The 21,609-nt window shown below is 34.6% G+C and carries 13 protein-coding genes; 1 reads left to right on the forward strand and 12 read right to left on the reverse strand.

From position 1 onward, the window contains the following. From AABD74_RS13140 to AABD74_RS13165, 6 genes are all read right to left on the reverse strand, one after another. The gene (locus AABD74_RS13140; RefSeq protein WP_406843149.1) at window positions 1-1,998 is read right to left on the reverse strand and encodes a DUF349 domain-containing protein; all 1,998 of its coding nucleotides are present in this window, start codon (window positions 1,996-1,998) and stop codon (window positions 1-3) included. Window positions 1,999-2,244: 246 nt separating this feature from the next. Continuing rightward, window positions 2,245-3,009: a lipid A phosphoethanolamine transferase gene (locus tag AABD74_RS13145; RefSeq protein WP_406843150.1), complete on the reverse strand. Its 765-nt coding sequence runs from the start codon at window positions 3,007-3,009 to the stop codon at window positions 2,245-2,247. A 65-nt stretch (window positions 3,010-3,074) separates the two neighbouring features. Further along, the gene (locus tag AABD74_RS13150; RefSeq protein WP_406843151.1) at window positions 3,075-3,824 is read right to left on the reverse strand and encodes a shikimate dehydrogenase family protein; all 750 of its coding nucleotides are present in this window, start codon (window positions 3,822-3,824) and stop codon (window positions 3,075-3,077) included. 2 nt (window positions 3,825-3,826) lie between these two features. Beyond that, entirely contained in the window at window positions 3,827-5,221 is a 1,395-nt protein-coding gene (locus tag AABD74_RS13155; RefSeq protein WP_053473553.1) for a tetratricopeptide repeat protein, read from the reverse strand. 160 nt (window positions 5,222-5,381) lie between these two features. Then, entirely contained in the window at window positions 5,382-6,572 is a 1,191-nt protein-coding gene (locus AABD74_RS13160; protein WP_406843152.1) for an aspartate aminotransferase family protein, read from the reverse strand. 267 nt (window positions 6,573-6,839) lie between these two features. Then, the gene (locus AABD74_RS13165) at window positions 6,840-8,516 is read right to left on the reverse strand and encodes an OstA-like protein (protein WP_406843153.1); all 1,677 of its coding nucleotides are present in this window, start codon (window positions 8,514-8,516) and stop codon (window positions 6,840-6,842) included. A gap of 357 nt (window positions 8,517-8,873) precedes the next feature. Between AABD74_RS13165 and AABD74_RS13170 the strand changes: the two genes are divergently transcribed. Then, a complete protein-coding gene (locus AABD74_RS13170) occupies window positions 8,874-10,745 on the forward strand; it encodes an alpha-amylase family glycosyl hydrolase (protein ID WP_406843154.1) in 1,872 nt (623 codons plus the stop codon). A gap of 112 nt (window positions 10,746-10,857) precedes the next feature. Here AABD74_RS13170 and AABD74_RS13175 read toward each other — a convergent pair whose 3' ends face one another. The 6 genes from AABD74_RS13175 to AABD74_RS13200 form a co-directional block, all read right to left on the reverse strand. Next, on the reverse strand, window positions 10,858-12,498 hold the full coding sequence (locus AABD74_RS13175) for an alpha-glucosidase (protein ID WP_406843155.1): 1,641 nt from the start codon (window positions 12,496-12,498) through the stop codon (window positions 10,858-10,860). Window positions 12,499-12,649: 151 nt separating this feature from the next. Then, window positions 12,650-14,371, reverse strand: a complete 1,722-nt coding sequence (locus AABD74_RS13180) for a hypothetical protein (protein ID WP_406843156.1) — start codon at window positions 14,369-14,371, stop codon at window positions 12,650-12,652. 16 nt (window positions 14,372-14,387) lie between these two features. Next, entirely contained in the window at window positions 14,388-15,674 is a 1,287-nt protein-coding gene (locus AABD74_RS13185; protein WP_406843157.1) for an MFS transporter, read from the reverse strand. Beyond that, on the reverse strand, window positions 15,674-16,732 hold the full coding sequence (locus AABD74_RS13190; protein ID WP_406843158.1) for a glycoside hydrolase family 130 protein: 1,059 nt from the start codon (window positions 16,730-16,732) through the stop codon (window positions 15,674-15,676). The genes AABD74_RS13185 and AABD74_RS13190 overlap by 1 nt, the downstream gene beginning before the upstream one ends. Before the next feature lie 181 nt (window positions 16,733-16,913). Then, the gene (locus tag AABD74_RS13195; RefSeq protein ID WP_406843159.1) at window positions 16,914-18,461 is read right to left on the reverse strand and encodes a RagB/SusD family nutrient uptake outer membrane protein; all 1,548 of its coding nucleotides are present in this window, start codon (window positions 18,459-18,461) and stop codon (window positions 16,914-16,916) included. A gap of 10 nt (window positions 18,462-18,471) precedes the next feature. After that, on the reverse strand, window positions 18,472-21,555 hold the full coding sequence (locus AABD74_RS13200) for a SusC/RagA family TonB-linked outer membrane protein (RefSeq protein ID WP_406843160.1): 3,084 nt from the start codon (window positions 21,553-21,555) through the stop codon (window positions 18,472-18,474). Window positions 21,556-21,609 lie beyond the last annotated feature (54 nt).

The following is a 21,609-nucleotide window of genomic DNA, read 5'->3' on the forward strand; positions in this document are numbered from 1 at the left end:
TTATTCCGGCTGATTTAAGTTTCTTAATTGTTTCAGTTTATCTTTCCATACATCAAGGCTTTCTTTGTGAATAGCAATGTTTTTGCGTACTTCTGTAACAATTGAATTCTCTTTTTTAGCATTTTTAGTATTGGTAAAGAACTGAATGTTATTTTCTAACTGGAAAATTTCGTTCTGAACTTCTTCAATTTTACGCATAATGAAAATCTTTTCATTATCTAATTTTCTCGTGTCGTTACTGTCTGATAACGAATCGATTCTATTAGAAAAACGCATCATTTCAGATTCTTTTTTGCTTAAACTCAGTTTTTCAAAAAGTGCATCTAAAATTTTATTGAATTTGCCTTCAATATGACGTCTTGAAAAAGGCACTTTTCCGTAACTTTTCCAGATTTCAATATGCTGTTTTATAGCATCAAGGTCTGTTTTATGATCGCCTGTAAGCTGATAAGCTCTTAAGATGTCCAAATACGCTTTTTTGTTATCGAATGCAGCAACCTCATCAGCATTTTCTTCAGATTTGTGTTCTTTTAATTTATCAAAATAATGATTACACGCATCTTTAAACTCTTTCCAGATTTTATCTGAGTATTTTTTAGGAACATGGCCAATTTGTTTCCATTCTTCCTGAATTTGTTTCATGATTGGAGTAGTAGAACCAAAATCTGTGCTTTCCTGCAATTCTTTTGCTTTAGCTACAAGAGCCATTTTTTTATTTAAATTATCGTTTTGGTCTTTCTTGATGTCCTTATAAAACGAGTTTTTAAAAGCATTGAAATTTCTAACTGCGGATTTAAACGAAGCCCAGGTTTCCTCATTTACTTCAGAAGGAACTTTTCCGGCAGCGAAAAACTCATTTCTTAATGCTTCTACTTTTTGAATCTGGACAAGCCATTGCGAGTGCGAGTTCACTTTTTCAGTTCCTAAAACCTCAATTTTAGAAATGATATCTTTTTTAGTTTCAAGATTTTGCTGTTCGTTTGCTCTTTGGCTTTCAAATAAAACTTCTCTTTTATCGTGAATCTTTTTAGTCAGTTCGCTAAATGTATTCCAGATAGAATCACGGTGTTCTTTAGAAACCGGACCAATATCTTCTTTCCAAAGTCGGTGTAAATCTTGCAACTCACGAAACGCTTTACTTACATCAGCTTCATTTACAAGTTCTTCGACCCTTGCAATAATTTTTTGCTTTTGTTCTAAGTTATGTTTAAAATCTAAATCTCTTGCTTCGCGGTCTAAATGCAGATAATCATAAAAGTTTTCTACATGAAAATGGTAATTGTTCCAAACGTGATTGTATTTGTCTTTTGGAATTGCTCCGGCATTTTTCCATCTTTCTCTCAAATCATTAAAATGTTTAAGAGTGTCTTTTATATTTGCCTGCGGATTTATAAGTTCTTTTAATTCTTCAACTATAGCAAGCCTGTTTTCTAAATTAGATTTTAGATTAGTTTGTAAATGTTTAAAATGAGCATTTCTTTTCTCTCTAAAAACATTATAATATTCATCAAATTTAGATTTTAAAGGAGAATGATATTCAAATTCTTCATTTGGATCTTCTTTTGAAGCATTAAATTCTTCTCTTTTTTCTTCTATAAGATGGTTGTATTGCAGTAAAAATGATTTTTTAATTTCCTCAATATGATCTTTTACAGACATTGTTTTATCTGTATTAACCAATTTTTTAAGCTCATCTACCAGTGCATCTAAAGAAAAAGTGTCATAATCCTTCATAGGAATATCATGGCGCTCTTTTAGCGTTTCATCTTCACCTTCTTCGGCGTTTGAATTTGTTATGGCATCTAATGCACTTTGATGATCTGATTCTTCAATTTCAGCCGTTTCTTCAACTTCATTTTCAGGATTTGAAAGAGTAGTTTCAGTTACTGTTTCATGTTGTTTTGCAGCTTCTATTGTATCATCTTGTGTAGAATCACTAATATCGATTCCCAATTTTCCGTCTGCTTCTTGCAGGTTATCATTCTTTTCTTCTAACATTTTAAATGTATAAGGTTTTTACTTTAAACAGAGCGAAAGATAGTAAAGGTGTTTCTAACTACAAAATAAATCGTTTGTTTATGCTGTATTTTACGATGAAATTCTTATTCTTTACTCTTGTTTACACCTCTGATATGATAATTTTTATAAATTGTTTGAAGGAAATAAAAATTTTGATTTCCTATTATTTTTAGAAGATTGAGGTTAAACTAACGTTTTTTGATAGAAACTTTTGTTGATTCCTGATTAAAATAAAATCAGCATTCCAACTTCAATTCCCCAATTATAAGACTTATGATTTCCAAAAGCAGCACTTGGGTGTATGTATGCCATATCATTTGCTGTTATTTTCCGGCCAAATTCTACAAAAGCATTATTGGGGTAACCCTTATTTGTATTATTGTATCTAAAAGCGGCATCGGCAGCAAACCAGTTTTTTCCAAAAATGTACATAAAGTAGTTTTCAAAAGATGTTGTATTGATATCACTTCTATTACTTGATCCTGCAAAACTAGATTGGTTTTCTAAAGAACTTATCCATAGCAATTTATTCATAACCAGATATTTTCCATAGAAAACAGCAGGGGCAACAACCCATTTTCCTGACCCTAAAGCAGGATCAACGGCAGAATTTGATATAACACGGGCGCGAAAAGCGACTCCTCCGTTTTTATGTTCTAAGTATGGAATATAGCTGACTCCAACTCCAATATCCCCAATTCCGGTTTTGTTTATAGAAGAAGTATTAGTAGAAATTAAAGGGAGATCGACCCTTAAATTCCATGCCTTATTGGCGATTGGGTGTAGAAACCTAAGCTCGGTTGTATTAAATGAGCCGGAATCAGTATCTAAATATTCATTAAAAAGTAAAATAGTTTTTAGATAATAATGATATCGGGCTTCTGTGTATGGATTCTTCGAAGGCTTATTTGTGTTTTGAGAATCCTGTTGTGCTGAGGAAGCAAGTGAAATAAAAAATAAAATACAGAAGTAAAGTATTGATTTTTTCATAACTGTCTACAAATGAGTAGACCAATTTACAAAAAATACTTTAATTTCCTACATTTTGTATTTTTTTATTTGTTCCAAATTTTCCAGGCTTTCTCTGCCTGAAAAATAAGCATATCGTATCCGTTTTTAATTACAGCCCCTTTTTCTTTAGCATTTTTAAGAAATTGAGTTTCGGCAGGATTATAAATTAAATCGTATGCGATATGTTTCTCTGTAAAAAACTCATAAGGAAGATCAGGACAAGCTTCAATATTTGGACTTGTACCAACTGGTGTACAATTAACTATGATTTGATAATTATCAAAAGTAGTGGCATTAATCAAGTTGTAATCAATGATATTTTCTTTTGCTTCTCTTGAAACAAACGTATAAAGAATACCAAGCTCATCAAGTGCAAACGCAACACCTTTTGAAGCCCCGCCGGTACCAAGGATCAATGCTTTTTTATGATGCGGTTCCAGTAATGGTTTTAATGATTTTTTAAAGCCGTAATAATCGGTGTTGTAACCTTTTAGTTTTCCATTTTTGGTAAACTTAATTGTATTTACAGCGCCAATTAAAGCTGCTTTTTTTGATAGTTTATCTAAAAAAGGAATGACCTGCTCTTTATAAGGAATTGTAACATTTAAGCCTTTCAAATCCGGATTGTTTTTTAGTAATCCGGTAAAGTGGTTAATATCAGCAATGTCAAAGTTTTCGTAGCTGTTGCCTGCAAAAATTTCGTCATTAAATTTTTCTGTAAAATAACCTTTTGAAAATGAGTAACTAATATTACGGCCCAATAAGCCAAAACGCCTTTTTAAAATACCAATCATTATTATTTTCTGTGTTTTTCGATATAATTTCTAACTGTTTTCTTTGTCCATACAACCGGAAACAAATCTTCGATAAGAATATAATTATCAAAGTTTAAACGAAGTCCATTGCTTAAGTGGAATTTTGCTTTTGTATTATCTTGGATCATAAAATATAATCCTGCCAAACGATACTCAATTTCATTTTCTTCAGGAAAATATTCTGATGCCTGAAGCAATGTTTGAATAGCACTTTCGAATTCACCAAGAAATTGAAGAATATCAACCCAATATAACCAGGTATCAAGAGCATAATCTCCAAATTCAACTGCTTTTCTGTATCCGAATTCAGCCTCTTCAAAAAAGTTCATTTGTTTGTTTATCGTTGCATAACGTTTCCAGTACAAACGATTTTGATTGTCGATTGCTAATGCTTTATTGACAAAAAATAATGCTTTTTGAAAGTTTTTTTGTCGAACATGAAAATCTGTAATTGCAATCCAGCCTTTATCTAAAAGCGGATCTTCGTGAACAGTCTGGTTGTAATACTGAAGTGCTTTTACAGCATTTCCTAATTTTTCATAACATTTACCAATACGCAGCAAGGCATACGAAGTCGCGTCGTCTAATTCAATTGTACGATTATAGCTTTCAATAGCTTCATTGTACTTTTTAAGACGTTCGTAAGCTTTTGCTTTTTCCATAAATGCACCTAAAAACTCATCGTCGATTAAGGTTGCATAATCAAAAGCACGAATAGCACTTTCGTATTCTTTTACGCCATAATGCAGTCTTCCAAGCTGGTGCCATGCAATTTCGCTATATGGGTTTTTGTTAATGTAGTCGTTCAGATATACAATAGCTTCCTGATTTTGATCTAAAAATTCAAAACAGTAAACCACGTTATATAAGGCAGATTGATCTTCTAAATCTTCTTCAAGACATTTGATGAAGCTTTCTTTTGCCAGTTCAAGATTATCCATAAAAAGATATTCCATTCCAATCAAGTTGTACACGTCGGCGTAGTCATCAGTATATTGCAGGGCAATTTTAAGTAATTCTACCGCTTTTTCGTGCTGGTCTCTTTTAGAACAAATATTTGCTTTTTGGATATAGATTTCCTCGTTGTTTGGTTCGATTGCATACAACTCGTTTAAAAGCTTCTCAGCGATCTCAAGTTTGTCTTCGTAAACCAGCATTTCTACTTGTACTAATTTTAAGCCTGTAGATTTTGGGTGTTGGTCTAATGCAAGTTTTAAGGCCTTTTTTGCTAAATTAGCCTTGCCTATATCTAAATAATGAAGAATAATTTCTTCAAATTCTTCAGAATCAAAAAAGAGCACTTTGTTAGTTTTTAACATCGACTCAAATTTTGATAAGGATAGGTTATAATCTTCTTCTTCGTTGCTTAATTGCATACTTTGTTTTATTTGAAATTAGCCTGTTATAAATTTAGGCATCCATATAATTGATGTGGGGAAGGAAAATTAATTGTTTTGAACAATTTAATTAACAATGAATTTAGATTTTACGCTCCAAATTTAAATATAATATTCTGATTTTTAACAGATTATTTAGTTATTTGCCCGCTTTTAAAATTTCATCCATAACATTTAAAATTATGGAACAGCCCTCTCTTATTTCTTCTTCAGAAATGGTAAGCGGCGGTGTTATCCGGATAGCACATCCTTCAAACAAAAGCCAAAACAGTATTAATCCTTTATCCTGACAGTTTAAAATAACCTGATTTGTTATATCTGCCGTTTCTGTCATTGCTGCAAGCATTAATCCCTTTCCTCTAACTTCTTTTATCAAAGGATGTACCAAAAGCGATCTGAAGAGTTTTTCCTTTTTTAATGCTTCCTGCATTAAATTTGTCTCAGTTAATTCCTGCAAAGTAGCCAAACAAGCTGACGCAATGACAGGATGCCCCCCAAATGTGGTAATATGTCCCAGTTTAGGATTTTCGGTTAAAAGATCCATTTTTTCAGCCGAAGCAATAAAAGCACCAACAGGCATTCCGCCTCCCATACCTTTTCCCATAACAACAATATCTGGTACAACATCATAGTTTTGAAAACCGAAAAGTTTTCCGGTTCTCCCGAAACCCGGCTGAATTTCATCTACAATCATTAAGGCTCCAACTTCATCACAACGCTTACGGACTTTTTGCAGAAAGTTATTTTCGGGCTGAATAAATCCGGCACCACCCTGAATAGTTTCTAACAGAATGGCAGCGGTTCTGGTGGTTATTTTTTCTAAATCGGCTTCGTTATTAAATGTAATGAAATCTACATCTGGAAGCAGTGGACGAAAAGCTCGTTTGCGTTCTTCAAATCCCATAACACTCATAGAACCCATTGTGTTTCCGTGATAGGCATTGTGGCAAGAAATAAGCTGACTGCGTCCTGTTGTTCGTTTTGCCAATTTTAAAGCGCCTTCAATTGCTTCTGTACCTGAATTTACTAAATAAGTTTTGTTTAGGGATTCAGGCAGGAGTGAGGCCATTAATTTGCAATATTGTACTGCGGGGCTTTGCGAATATTCTCCGTAAACCATTACGTGCGAATATTTGTCTAACTGATCTTTTATAGCCTGATTTACTCTCGGATGCTGATGCCCGAGTGTACAAGCCGAAACTCCGGCAACAAAGTCTAGATATTTTTTATCGTTTGTATCGTATATGTAAGATCCTATGGCGTGCGAAACTTCCATTCCTAAAGGATAAGGAGAAGTTTGTGCCTGGTATTTTATAAAATCTGGGTTCATTTTTTTAAAGGTTCAAAGTGACAAAGGTACTAAGGTTCTCAGGTTTTTGTTTCAGACTCTGAAAACTATGACTGCGACTGAATACTGAAACTAAAAACTACGACTAATTTTACCGCAAAGATCGCAAAGATTTACGCAAAGTTTGTAAGGTTAAAATTAAGATTACATCTTGATGCAAAGATCTCAAAGCTGAAACTGAAAATGTGTTTCAAGTTCTGAAAACTGAGACTGCGACCGTGACTGAAAACTGCGATTGAAAACTGAAAACTATTTAACTTTAGGTTTAGTTTCTGTTTTCACGGCTGGTTTTTTCTTATCGTAATCTAAAGTTTCTTTCCTGACCTTCATAGGAACGTTTTTATCTTTTTCTTCCTGCTCTTTTCCTTCTTTGACTAATTTGTCGTTCATTTCATTTTCTTCGGCAGTAAAAATATCGTCTTTTGATTTTATTCTTTCGTCGCCGCGCCATACAAAACCTCGTAGTTTACGGGCATTTTCAGGTAAATCAGCTTCTGGGAAAATATCTCCGTCAACACGATTAAAAAATGTAATGGTTTCTACGGCATTGTTCTCCAGAATCAGGTTTATTTTACTGCTCACATTCTTATTAATCCCGATTAATTCATTGGCATCATTCCGCATAAAATAAACGACTTCGGTATTTTTGACGACGTCAACATCATGGAGTTTTCCTTCTTTAAATTTTCCGAATAAATTGAGTCCCTTGACCTGATTATACCCCGTTCCTAAAGTGTCCTTGGAAATGAGGAAAGTGTTATTAATAACTTTTAATGAATCTAACTTTCTTGTATTGTTATCACCAATTAAATGCATCACCTCCCCGGTAATCTGGCTGTCGCCGTTCCATAAAATTGGACTTCCAATCAGTTTTGTTAAAGCAGTTTTAGAATTTGAATGTATCGAATCGCATTTACCGCTCATGTCGGTTTTATAAAAGCGGACATTTTTAAACGCTCTTAAAATTCGTTCGCCTTCTTTTCCGGTAACCATTAGTTTTTGTCCGTGAATATAAACAGAGTCGTTTTCGACTAAATTAATAGCAACCGCTCTTTTGGTTACAAACATTGAATCTTTTAGTTTGTAAATCTCGGCATAATGACCTTTTACAAGCCCTCTATTAATAGAATCGGTAATTTTTACATTTCGTGTTGCCGATGCAAATTCAGTGTTTCGATTATAAAATAAACTATCTCCTTCAATGAGTCGGTCGTCGTACTTTATATATGATTTCCGCAGAAAGTGGGCGAGGTTTTTCTTCGTGTCGTAAAACCCTTTTTCAGTATAAATATAATTGGTTTTACTGGTAATTGTAGATGGACCAAGTAAATAAGTATGACCGGAATTACTATAATAATCCAAATGATTTGATTTTATAACATACTTTGGGTTCGTTATGGTAACTTCTGTCAAAAACTGAAATTTTTTCTCGGCTACAAAATACTTTCCAGATTTACTCACTAAAGTATTGTCTTTGTTCACGATAGTGCCTTTTGTATTATAGAAAACTTCTTGGGTATTTCGGTCAAAATTAATAGTGTCTGTTTGCAGAGTTGCATCTGGTGAAGTCATTACAGCATCTCCGGTTGCAAAAGCTTTTTTCATATTTCCGTTATACTCGGCATATTTACTATTTAAAAACAAAGTATCACCTTGTACTAATTGTACATTACCAAAGGCTTTAAGATAATTTTCTTTCTGAAAGTAATACGCTTTATTACAGGTAAGAACTACGCCGTCATGGTTTACTTTTACGTTTCCGGTAAGCAAGACTGCATCAGGTGCTGTAGCTTGATCTACATCTAAATAATCAGAATGTTCTATGTTGATTTTTTTTGGCCCCTGCGCATTTTTTGGTGCTTGCGCAGAAATGATTTGAACACTTAATAAAAGCAGACAAGATATAAAAAAGAGTAATTTCTTCAAGTGATTAAATTTTTGTCAAATTTATAAAAAAGGATACAACCTTAGATTGTTATTAGCATTAATTTATCTTTTTAGGTTCAGAGGTTCAAAGATACAAAAGGGACAAAGGTACAAAGTGGCAAAGGTTCAAAGTTTTTTATGATTTTAAAACCTTTGTCCTTTTGAGCCTTTGTCCCTTTGAACCTCATTTGAATTTATCAACAAAACCATGAACTCTCACGTTGTAGTTAACGATTTCGTTATTGTAAAATGATAAATTGAAATAGCATTCCTCGGAGTTATAAAAAATAAACTAAATTTAGGAATTGGATTTAGATTTCTAATTCCACAAAAAGATACGTTTAGATTTAAAAAACTATGATAAAAAGTAAATTTATTGCTGCGGGAATGGCCGCAGCGATGTTGTTTTCGGGCTGCAAGACAAAAGATTTAAAAATGAGTGAAGTAAAGGAAGAAAATTCAAAAGATCATAAAATTGTTGTTTACCAAGTTTTTACCCGTTTATTTGGGAATAAAAACAAAACGAATAAACCGTGGGGAACTATTGAAGAAAACGGGGTTGGAAAGTTTAATGATTTTACAGATAAAGCGCTTCACGAAATAAAAGATTTAGGTGTAACTTATATTTGGTATACAGGCGTGCCGCATCATGCTTTAGTTCATGATTATACAGCTTACGGAATTTCAAATGACGATCCTGAAGTGGTAAAAGGCCGTGCGGGTTCACCGTATGCTGTAAAAGATTATTATAATGTAAACCCTGATTTAGCAGTAAATCCTGCAAACAGATTACAGGAATTTGAAGATTTAATTGCCCGTACTCATAAAGCAGGTTTAAAATTAATTATCGACATAGTTCCAAATCATATTGCGCGTAAATACGAAGGGAAAAATAATCCCGAAGGTGTAAAAGATTTTGGTGCCGATGATGATATAACTGCCGAATATAAACGGGATAATAATTTCTACTATATTCCAAATGTGCATTTTGAAATTCCAGATGGAGATATTCCTTTAAATGGAGAAAAAAATGCGCTTGTTGATGGTGTTTTTGATGAAAATCCGGCAAAGTGGACAGGAAATGGTTCCCGTAAAGTAAAACCAGATCAAAATGACTGGTATGAAACAGTAAAAGTAAATTACGGTGTTCGCCCAGATGGTTCAAAAGATTTCCCTGAACTTCCGGTTGGTTTTGACCAAAAATCATATCAGGAACATTTTGCGTTTTGGCAGGATAAAGACGTTCCAGATTCGTGGAAGAAATTTAAATCAATAGCTTTATACTGGACAGCAAAAGGTGTTGACGGCTTCCGTTATGATATGGCCGAAATGGTTCCATACGAATTTTGGAGTTATATGAATTCTGCAATTAAAATGAAAAATCCTGATGCTTTTTTATTGGCAGAAGTTTATAATCCAAAGGAATACAGAAATTACATTCGTCTAGGAAAAATGGATTATTTGTATGATAAAGTAGAAACGTATGATAAACTGAAAGATGTTATTCGCGGAAAATCTTCTCCGGATGGATTATCTGATATTCAAAAAGGAATGGCGGATATTGAACATCATATGCTTCATTTTCTTGACAATCATGACGAACAGCGTTTAGCTTCTCCAGAATTTGCCGGAACGCCAGAACGAGGTAAACCTTTAATGGTGGTTTCGACAACTTTAAGTACATCGCCAACAATGGTTTATTTTGGACAGGAAGTAGGAGAGGCGGGAAATGAAAATGCAGGTTTCGGAACTCGTTCGAGAACTTCTATTTTCGATTATATTGGGGTTCCAAATCATCAAAAATGGATGAACGAAGGAAAATTTGACGGCGGACAATTATCTGAGTCAGAAAAAAATCTTCGTGATTTTTATAAAAGATTATTGAATTTTTCCATTAGCAGTTCCGCTTTAATGGGAGATTTTCAAGAGATTCAATCTGTAAACCGCCAAAATAATGTGGGTCATGATGAATCAATTTATTCTTATGTTCGTTGGTCAGAAAATCAAAAACTGATTATAATTGCTAATTTTTCATCTGAAAAAACTAGTACGTTTAATTTGAAAATTCCATCTGATGTTATTTTAAAATGGAATTTAAAAGATGGTGAATATGTGCTTACGGATCAATTGTATTTGGATAAGAAAAACATTTTGACTGTACAAAACGGAGAAGGGACTATTATAGTTGAAATAGCGCCTTCAGAATCATTTATTTTTGAATTGAAATAGTCGACAATTAAACAGTTAGATTTGTTAGTCCTGCAAGGTTTTCGAAACCTTGTAGGTATGGTTCTAAAATAGTTAAGACCTACAAGGTTTCGAAAACCTTGCAGGATGAAAACTAATTTTTATAAATAATATAACTATTTGGTTTTAACTCTTTTTGACCTAATAATATTTTTGCATCCTTTGGTAGTGTTATTACTTTTTTTATACCAAAATTAATTACAACAGTAATTTTCTCATTTTCAAAAGATCGTGTAAATGAAATTTGATCTCCATTAAGTTCCAGATTATCATAGCTGCCATATTGCAAAACTTTTTCTTTATTTCGTAAAGCAGTCAATTTTTTATAGCTGTTAAGAATAGATTTTTTTTGAATTTTTAAAGCAGTTACATTTATTTCTTTATAATCAGGATTGATTTTAATCCAGGTTTTTTCTGTTGAAAATCCTGCAAATGCTTCTGCATTCCATTGCATTGGGCTTCGTGATTTATCGCGATTGTGTTCGTTTCCTTCAAGAAGTGCTTCTTTGTCGTTTTTACCTTGTGCAATTGCCAATTGATAATGGGTTTTACCTTGTATATCGACCATTTCGTTTATGTTTTGGGCGATAATATTATGCATACCAATTTCTTCGCCATAGTAAATAAACGGAACTCCTTTTGCAGTAAGTATTAAAGCAGCAAGGGCAGTAGCTCTGTCTTTATTTCCGTCAGCCAGTCTGTCAATCATTCTGGGCATATCATGGCTTCCAAAAAACAAAGTAGGATAGTTACTCATGTTTTTTTCCATACTTTGCAATTCATCAAAAATACGCTGAGCCGAAAATTCTTTGATACTTCCAAAATTGAAATTAAAAACAACATCCAATAAATCTTGCGATTGATATTGTTTTAAAACCTCGATTTTATCGCTTCCAATTTCTCCTACAATAAAACGGTTATCGTATTCATTTACGGTCGATTTTATAATTTTCATGGCATCTTTTACGCCTTCCTGATCAATGTCGTTTAGATGTTCCTGCTGCCCGTTTTTTATCGGATTATCTTTTGTAATGCCATTTGTAGTCAGGAAATTGATTACATCTAACCTGAAACCGTCTACACCGGCATCAAGCCAAAAACGAAGTATTTTTTGAACCTCAGCAACTACTTTTGGATTTGACCAGTTCAAATCGGCCATTCTTTTATCAAACTTATGATAGTAATATTGGTTGGTTGCGGCGTCTTTTTCCCAAGCTGTACCTCCAAAAAAAGATTCCCAATTATTGGGTTCATCTTTCCAGATATAATAATCGCGATACGGATTGTCTTTTGATTTTCTCGATTCCTGAAACCATTTACAATCTGTAGAGGTATGGTTTAAAACCATATCGATAATTACTTTTATTCCTCTTTTATGGGCTTCATTCAAAAAAATGTCAAAATCGGCTTTAGTACCATACGTTGGGTCTACTTCATAATAATTGGCAATATCATAACCGTTATCCACTTTTGGCGAAGTCAGAAAAGGTGTAAGCCAAATGCCTTTTATTCCTAATTCTTTTAGATAATCTAATTTTTTAGTCATTCCTTTAAAATCACCATATCCGTCTCCGTTACTATCAGCATAACTTGGCATATAGATTTGATAAAAAACAGATTCTTTCCACCATTTTTGATCAGTTGTTTTTTGAGCGATTGCTGGATTTATATTTAGGATTATTAGAAAAATGAATATATAATTTAAGGTATTAGATTTCATAGTATTATTGTCCATTTAATTATCCTCATTTTTGTCATTCCGAGGAACGAGGAATCGCACTAGAAACTCCGCAAAGAAATGTCGCCAATCTTTGTCGAGTGTCGTGTGTGATTCCTCGTTCCTCGGAATGACAAGATTGTGTATAAAACTAAACCGAAAAGGGTTCTTATTTTTTGTCTTGCGATTTATAATCTACCACAATATCGTTAACTAACATTTTTGAACCTTCATAACTTACTTTTCCACCAGAAGGAACTTGAACAATTACAGCGGCGCTTAATGCATCCATTTTTATTTTTGCAGAAACAGAAATATTCTTAGCAATAAAACTTCCAGAAACAGTATTGTATAAATCTACTTTAGCTCCTTTTTCAACCTTTACAGTTACTGTTTTACTTGCTGAATATGGATTATAATACAGATAAGAAGGGTAAGCCTTATCGCTATAAAAATCGGTTGCTAATAAATTTAATTGTAATATTCCGGTAACATTGGTTTCACGGATAATACTTCCGAATATACCAACGTGACCGCTGCCGTAAACACTAAATTGAGATTCCTTCGGATTTTCTCCAGGTACCCAAAGCGGGCCGTCGCCTTGTGCTACAGGGCCTTTTAGATTTTCATATTCTTTATAACTAGATTGCTTTATAATTCCTTCGTAGCCGATAACGCCTTTTGAAACTTCAGCTAGTTCGGGTATTGTTTCATGTTCGTCCGGCATATATTGCGGATAGAAAAAACGAGAAGCATTGGCAGCATTCAACATCCATTTTCCAATTGATACAGCATACGATTGATCATATCTTACCATTGGTATAAGCGGCCAGGCAGCATCATAAGTGTTCATTAAAAAGCCGTATCCGCCGTGATCTACTGTACTGCCAAAAACACCCGAAATATCAATACCATTCCAGTTTCCTACTAATGAACCCCAGCCTTCACGACAAATTGGTGTTCCGTCAAAAGTCCAAGCCAGCATTTTATTTGTGTCGTATTTTGCGCCTTGTTCTGCATTAATTCTTGCTGCTAAATAAGCTCCAAAAGGCATTAAAACTTCATAAGTAGGGTTTTTAGACTGCGATTCTAATGCTGCTAATGCACTTTTGGCTCCTTTTAAGTATTTGGCATCACCAAATTTTTTATAAGCCATGTATAAAACCCATGCATGTCCTGCCGCAGCATCTGGCTGTGTACAGATGTTGTTTGTCATGGGTTTCATTTTGTTGTAATCAAAATAGGAGTATTCGTAATTGCCGTTTAAAATTACATCGGCTTCATAAAATTTATCTGCAATACTTCTGGCGATTTCTGTAAAACCGGGTTCGTTAGGATATTTGTCATAAATAGCATAAAACAGAAGATTCGGATATACATCATACCACCAATCACGTCCATAACCTCCGCCCAATAAAGCAACTTCGGGGCAAGTATTATTCATCATAATATTCCAGTTGGTGTCTTTGTTGAAATAGTTTTTCAACATGCCAACATAGTTTAGGTTTTGCGAATTGTTTTTGTCTATTCCTACTAATGTGGCTCCTAATGTCGCGCCCATTGTTGCGAGGGCTTCATGAAACATTCCTTTATTATGATTTTGACCTTGTCTTACATCTGCAACAGCAGTATATAATCCAACAACTGTTTGCGGGTAATTTTTCTTGCTGTCATCCATCCAGACCATTGGCCAAAATTTACCTTTAGCATTAAAATCGTAAACTGTTTTATCAAAATCTAAAGCCAGTTTTTTATAATCAATAATTTTTAATGGCTGTGGTAAATCAGGCATTTGTGCTACACGGGGTATGTTTTGCTGTTTTACTTGTGCAGCTGCTGTTAAACTTAAAACTAACAGACACGAAGTGCTTATTTTTATAAATGTATTCATTTTGTTCTTTTTTAATTTAAAGCAGTCTTGCCGCTGCTGCTTCTAATACTTTAGGTTCTGTTTCTTCATCTGGTGAAAGTTCAAGACCTTGTTTGATGATTTTTTTGCTGATGTAAATGGAACATAACTGCAATAATGCGATAATACCAATGGCATATCTTAAAGCAAAATCTTCAGATACAACAAAATACAAGGTTAAGAAAGTTCCAGCTCCTAAAAGTCTTCCAAGGTATAAACCGGCTTCATGGTTTAGGATATAAGCAAATTCACCTCTTTTTTCGATTTTAGAAACAATGTCAATTACTTTTAACTGAATAGGGAAGTAGGCTAAATCCATTAAAGGTTTTGCTATAAGCAGTAATAATAAAAAGATTATTACGCCCATTTTGTTAAAAAGGAAACCATTTAAACATGCGCCTAAAGCAAATAGAATTAATCCAACTGAAAATGTTTTGATCCTGTCTGATGGTTTAGAAAAACGGCCTATGAAATAAATAATAATTGCGGCTAAAACAGCTCCGATAGATTGTGCTTTCCCTAATGCGCCTTCTTCACCTAATATTTTAAAAATAAGCATGGCAGGAGCGGTAACTAAAAACCCTTGTGCCAAACCTTTGAAGGCTGCAAGTGATAACAGTTTGTACCAAAGCGGATGAAATTTGAAAAACAAATATTGCTTTTGAACGGGATTTACAAATTGACCTCTATAACAAACCACCGAAGCAATAATGGTAATTACGAAAACAACAGCAGTTATAATTTCATAAGCCTGATGTTTTTGATCTTCGCCTATTTTTGACTGTATAAACAAGCCGATTGCTGCTGGTATTGCAATGGCAATTATGGTATAAATAAAAGTTTCTAATCCGTAATAATAATTTCGATTGTCATCATTTGTTATGGACAAAGCCAGATAATCGCGATTTGACCAATACAAACCAAATGAAAGTCCCATAGTAATCCCGGCAACACCAATCCCGATTAAATCGAGCGTTTTTAAAGACATCATTATAATCATCGAAACGCCGCTGAGCATCATCCCAATTGAATATAATTTTTTGATATTGATATGTTTCAGCAGGAAACCGTTTAATAAAAACGTGAGCGGAATCCCGGTATAAATTGCCAATTGGTATATAACTACTTTTGAGGTATCATTAGAGTTTCGCATAATATAAGCGGCAACAAATATATCGATAACCGGCAATACTAATGCGTAGACTAAGTTGGTGAAAATAAGAATACGAAAATTATGGGTCTGGCTTTTAAAATGATCAATTTCTGATATAAGTTTTTTAAACATTAGCTATTTTTTAAAAGTAAAAGGATTTCTTTAATCGAAAATTGAGCACCGCATACAAATTCATCTGATGCGCCATAATACATGGTAAGTGTGTCTCCGTCTGGCTCTACAATATGACCGTTGGTGAATACTACGTTTCCAAAAAATCCGCTTAATTCATACTCTGTCGCAGGGACCATAATGGGTTCTATGGTTCTTGCAATTACTTTTGAAGGATCTTTTAAATCCATTAAAAAAGCACCCAGACAATATTGATGATTTTCATTGGCTCCGTGATAAATTTCGAGCCATCCTTTTTCTGTTTTTATTGGAGCGGCTCCGGCACCAACTCTTTTACTGTCCCAAAGACCTTTTCTTGTTTTTATAATACATTGATGATTTCCCCAATGGATGCCATCAGGAGACGAGGCAATCCAGATATAATTCCCGCCAATATCTACACTGCTTGGGCGGTGTAAAGCATAAAATAATCCGTTTATTTTTTCTTCAAAAATGGCACAGTCTTTATTATGTGCGGGTAATATCATACCGTGTTTGGTAAAGTTCTTCCAATCGGTTGTAGTACGCAGGCCAACACCAACGCCGTTGTCTGAAACTGAAGTGAAGGTTAGATAATACGTTCCTTCGATTTCGGCAACGCGGCAGTCTTCTATACCAAAAGTTTCTAACATACCTTCTCCAACAAGTGACGGATAATTTTCGGGTTCATAAAAATTATGTCCGTCTTCGCTGCATAATAAACGTAAATGAGATAATGTCGTTAGATAATCAACTCCTTTGTAATTAATTACTCTGGCATCCGTAGCTATTAATTCAGGATCATTTTTTGCTATTTCAATAATTTGAATAGAACCGGTTTCAGTCAATATCGGAAAAGAAATAATATTATCCTTTTGTTTTGGTCTTTCGGCAACACGTACTGCCAGCCAGGTTTTATTTTCATATTGAAATACTCCCGGGTTTAATAAACAGGTAATTTCTAATCCTTCTCTGCTTGCTGGGATGTCTGCAGGTGATAATAATGGGTTATCTGCAAAACGTTTTGCTATATCTTTCATATTTTTTAGTTTTATTTTTATCGTTTTTAATTGCCTCCAGCTTTAGCTGGAGGTTGAAGAATTGATAATAAATTTGGCTTTAGCCGAAATAATTAAGTGTTTTGGCTAAAGCCTGGTCTCATTTCCTTTCCAGATCTCCAGCTAAAGCTGGAGGCAATTAAAAATTGGAAATAGATTTGTTTTAATATCCAGGATTTTGTGTTAAAAGTCCTGCTGAGGCATCTACTTCAGATTGCGGAATTGGATACAGCATATGTTTGTCTAAGAAAATTTTTCCGTGAGCAGTCATTACTTCTTTAGCAATTCCCCATCTTTTTAAATCGGGCATTCTTTGATTTTCAAAACCTAACTCGGCTCTTCTTTCAGAAATTAACCAAGCTTTTACAGTAGCTTTATCTCCAGAATTTGGCCTGTCTGGTAATGTTCCTGCGGGTGGAGGAGGACCAACAGAAGTAACTGGCATCGTTTCAGGTGGGGTAGTTGTCGACTTAGGGTCTATGACTCTAACCGTAACGGTTGTTACTGTATTTCTGGCTCTTGCTCTAATTTGGTTTATAATATCAATAGCGCCTGAATAATTACCAGTTTCATTAAGTGCTTCTGCTTTCCAAAGTAAAACGTCGGCATAGCGAATGAAAACTTTATTGTTTGGAGCATCGTCATCGCCTTTGTTTCCTCCGTCTGTAGTTCCTAAAAGTTTATTAACCCATTGTTCAGAAGTATTTACGGTATATAATTTTCTAGGATCATTTGGTTCAAACGAGGCTAAGAAATCAGTACTTGGAGCAAAAAATCCCCATCCAAGAGGCGCACAAATTCCATTTCCTTTTCTCGGATCTGCTTGCTTAACGTGGTTATAAGAAAAAATTACCTCATTGTCTGCATACTCCTTATTCATATTAAAGTTATCAAAATAATTCGCATCAAGACTATAAAAACCTGTCGTTTCTAATTCTGATACTAAAGTAGTTACGTCCGCCCAGTCTTTGTTGTATAACGCTGTTTTGGCCAAAAGTGCAATAACCGCTCCTTTAGAAACTCTCCATTTTTCTGTACTTGAGGAATATTTTGTGTTTGGCAAAAGTGTTTTTGCTGTTTCTAAATCGGTTTTAATCTGGCTCCATACGGTTTCTTTTGGCGCTCTTACGGCTTTATCAAAAGCTTCCTGATATGTTTTTATAGGAGCAAGAATTAAAGGGACATCGCCAAAATTTGTTACCAATGAAAAGTAGTAGTATGAACGCAAAAAATAAGCTTCGCCCAGTAATTGGTTTTTTCTTTGGGTTGTAATTCCGGTAATTGATTCAATGTCTGGATTTAATAAAAAATTCAATGCAATGTTGGTTCTTTTGATACCTTCATAATTGTATTTCCACAATCCGTTAGGACCTCCATTTGTCGAAGTAAAAGTAAAATTATTGATTTCATCCATCCAGGGCTGGTCGCCGTCTGGAGACCATTTTTTTTCCATGTCATCAGATGCGATATCATCAATAATAATATCATTTTGAAACACTAAACCTCCATTCCAATCCCATTCGGCCAGTTGGTTTAATTTATTTGATAACATATCGTAAGAAGAGGTTACAGAACTTTCTACAGAGGTTAACGTAGGCTTAGAATTTGCCTGTTCCATAGTTTGCGCCCCTATAGGATCTGTGGTAAGTTCATCTTCGCAGCTTGTTAAGGCCAGCGCAATTAGTATCGCTGTTATATATTTATATTTCATGATTCGATTATTAAATTTTAAATTTTAAACCTATAAGTATTGTACTAGATTGAGGATAAGTACCCTGATCTATAAAAGAAGTCGATTCTGGATCTAAACCAGTATACTTCGTAAAAGTCAATAAGTTTTGTCCGGATAGATACAACCTTAAATACGTATCGCCAATTATTTTAGGATCAAACGTATATCCAATTTCAAGATTTTTTAATCGCAGGTAAGAAGCATCTTCTACAAAAACACTTGAAACCTGACTTCCGCCGTTATCATTTAGTGTGTTACGAGGAATTGTGCTGCTTGTGCCTTCGCCATTCCAAGCGTTTAATACTGAAGTGGTAGAATTAAAAGGACGGCTGTCGTAATCTAAAATTTGTTTTAAATCATTGTAACGATCTACACCCGAAACGCCTTGGAAAAGAAACGACATATCAAATCTTTTATATTCGGCATTAAATGAAAAGCCGTAAGTTATTTTAGGAATCGGGCTTCCTATAAATGTTCTGTCATCAGCATTAATTTGTCCATCTCCGTTTAAATCTTTAAACTTAATATCGCCCGGTTTTGCATTGTTTGAATTTGAGTATAATGTAGAATTTATTTCTGCCTGATTTTGATAAATCCCATCGAATTTCAATCCATAATAGGAACTAATAGGCTGTCCCACTACAGTTTTAGTATGGGTTTTATCATCTGTAATCTCAGAAACATATTGCTGCAATTGTTCTACATTATTTTTTAAAGTAGCAATGTTTCCGCTGATGCCGTATTTAAATTCGTGGTCGTTGTTTTGAAAGTTAGTTCCAAATTCAAAACCTTTATTAGTTACAATACCGGCATTAACATAGGTTTTGTTGATTTGGCCAACCGTTGCAGACGGCAGCCCTACGGCTAGTAAAATATCATTGGTTGTTTTATCAAAATAATCGACGGTGAAAGTCAGTTTATTTTCTAATACTCCTAAGTCAAGACCAAAGTTGGTTTGCGTAGTCGTTTCCCATTTTAGGTCAGGATTACCGTAACGAACCACATTTATGATTCCGCCAGTTTCGGTAACAAGGGTTTCATAGGCATTATTAGGGATTTCCTGATTACCAGATTGTCCCCAGCTCGCTCTCCATTTTAGGTTAGAAACCCATTTTGTGTTTTCCATGAATTTTTCTCTGGACATAACCCATCCTCCGGAAACAGAAGGGAAAAACCCCCATTTGTTATTAGGTCCAAAACGAGAAGAACCATCGGCTCTTATTGTACCTGAAGCTAGGTATTTATTATCGTACGCATAATTTGCAGAGGCAAAAAAGGAAATAAGATTCCAGCTTTGTGCAGATCCTGAACTGTTTTTATTGACATCACTTCCGTAATCCAAATAACGGAAAGGATCTGTCGTATTGTTATAATTTGTTCTGCTTCCGCCTACTGCAGACTGGTCGAAACTAACCGTTTCTTCCCCTAATAATGCATTCATACTGTGTTTCTCGGCAAGGGTTTTTGTATAGTTTAAAGTATTGGTAAACGTAAAAGTTGTGGCTTCGCCCCTGTTTTCGTTTAAGCTAGAAGGTCTATTTTGTCTGCCTTGTCCCGGATATAACTCATTTGGGTCGTTGTCATTATCATCTCCATAATTTTCGCCAAAAGCTTTATTGTGGTCAAAAGTGATTTCGGCACCAAAATTACTTCTGAATTTTAATGATTTATCGGCCAGAAAAGCATATTCTGCATAAACATTTCCAAAGGTTTTAAAGGCAGATCGTACATCATCTGTATAATTAACTATCGCAATAGGATTAGAGGTCAGCTCATAATTTCGGCTCCATCCTCCATTAGGATTGTTATTTAAGTAAAAAGGAAGATCAGTATAAGGATCGTCTTGTTTGTACGTTGGATCGTTTACATCTTTATAAATCCCTAAAACAGATGGGCGCAGTAAAGCGTGTCTAATTACTCCGGGAGAATCTCCGCTCGAAGACATTTTATCCTGCCTGCTGCTTGTAATTTGAAAGTTTGTACCCACTTTTAAGCGTTCTGTAATTTCGGTATTGATATTTGCCCTAAAATTGATACGTCTGTAAGTATCTTTATCGCCCACCACAATACCATCTTGACCAAAGTAACCGCCGGAAATTAAATATTGTGTTTTATCAGTACCTCCGCTAGCCGAAATCTGAAAATTATCTGTTCTTCCCGCACCAAATAATTCCTTAAACCAGTTTGTGTTTGATAAAGCAATACCGTTTACCTGTCCGTTAGTTCTATCGATTTGATAAGGGCTTATGGCATTAGCAGGATTATTGTTAGAATTATGCCAAGCCTGATCCATTACAGTTAAATACTGATCTGCGTTTAGCATTTTTGGCAGGTTAGTAGCATAACTAGTTCCTCCATAATATTCTACATCAATATTTGCTTTTCCTTTTGCACCGCTTTTGGTAGTAAGAATAACAACCCCGCCCGAAGATCTTGATCCATAAATGGCAGTTGCGGCGGCATCTTTTAATACTGTCATCGATTTTACATCAGACATATTCAGGAATGAAATATCGCGGGTAGCAACACCGTCTACAACATAAAGTACTTCGTTGTTACCAAGTGTACCTTCACCTCTAATACGTATTTTAAGTCCGTCACCGGGAGCACCGGTATTAGCCGAAACCGAAACACCGGCAACTTGTCCTTGCAGTGCCTGCCCAACATCTGATACTTTTGTTTTAGCTAATTCGCTCATATCTACAGTTGCGACAGCACCTGTTATGACCGATTTTTTTTCACTTGTATATCCTACAATAACAACCTCATTCAAAGTATTTGAATCTGCTGTCAGGGTAACATTTATTTCTTTTCTGCCAGATACAGCTATTTCCTGGGTTTGATATCCCATATAGCTAAAAATCAGGACAGCATCAGGACCCGCATTCGTAATGATATAATTACCATCAAGATCGGTTATGGCATAGTTAGAAGTTCCTTTTACATTGATATTAGCTTGTGGCATTGGCCCATCAATATCAGAAACCACACCTTTTACGGTCTGAGCATTCATAATGCTTCCCAGCATAATTATTCCAAATAGGAACAAATTATAAATATGTTTTTTCATCATAAGATAGTGTTAGTTAGTTTACTGTTTTGATTGTTTTTTTTCATGGTTAAAAAG

Source organism: Flavobacterium soyae, assembly GCF_045348165.1.
GTDB classification, from domain to species: domain Bacteria; phylum Bacteroidota; class Bacteroidia; order Flavobacteriales; family Flavobacteriaceae; genus Flavobacterium; species Flavobacterium soyae.

What these genes read in the sequence shown, in the direction of transcription:
- AABD74_RS13140 (WP_406843149.1), bottom strand. Translation starts at nt 1,998, where the DNA reads ATGTTAGAAGAAAAGAATGATAACCTGCAAGAAGCAGACGGAAAATTG.
- AABD74_RS13145 (WP_406843150.1), bottom strand. Translation starts at nt 3,009, where the DNA reads ATGAAAAAATCAATACTTTACTTCTGTATTTTATTTTTTATTTCACTT.
- AABD74_RS13150 (WP_406843151.1), bottom strand. Translation starts at nt 3,824, where the DNA reads ATGATTGGTATTTTAAAAAGGCGTTTTGGCTTATTGGGCCGTAATATT.
- AABD74_RS13155 (WP_053473553.1), bottom strand. Translation starts at nt 5,221, where the DNA reads ATGCAATTAAGCAACGAAGAAGAAGATTATAACCTATCCTTATCAAAA.
- AABD74_RS13160 (WP_406843152.1), bottom strand. Translation starts at nt 6,572, where the DNA reads ATGAACCCAGATTTTATAAAATACCAGGCACAAACTTCTCCTTATCCT.
- AABD74_RS13170 (WP_406843154.1), top strand. Translation starts at nt 8,874, where the DNA reads ATGATAAAAAGTAAATTTATTGCTGCGGGAATGGCCGCAGCGATGTTG.
- AABD74_RS13175 (WP_406843155.1), bottom strand. Translation starts at nt 12,498, where the DNA reads ATGGACAATAATACTATGAAATCTAATACCTTAAATTATATATTCATT.
- AABD74_RS13180 (WP_406843156.1), bottom strand. Translation starts at nt 14,371, where the DNA reads ATGAATACATTTATAAAAATAAGCACTTCGTGTCTGTTAGTTTTAAGT.
- AABD74_RS13185 (WP_406843157.1), bottom strand. Translation starts at nt 15,674, where the DNA reads ATGTTTAAAAAACTTATATCAGAAATTGATCATTTTAAAAGCCAGACC.
- AABD74_RS13190 (WP_406843158.1), bottom strand. Translation starts at nt 16,732, where the DNA reads ATGAAAGATATAGCAAAACGTTTTGCAGATAACCCATTATTATCACCT.
- AABD74_RS13195 (WP_406843159.1), bottom strand. Translation starts at nt 18,461, where the DNA reads ATGAAATATAAATATATAACAGCGATACTAATTGCGCTGGCCTTAACA.
- AABD74_RS13200 (WP_406843160.1), bottom strand. Translation starts at nt 21,555, where the DNA reads ATGATGAAAAAACATATTTATAATTTGTTCCTATTTGGAATAATTATG.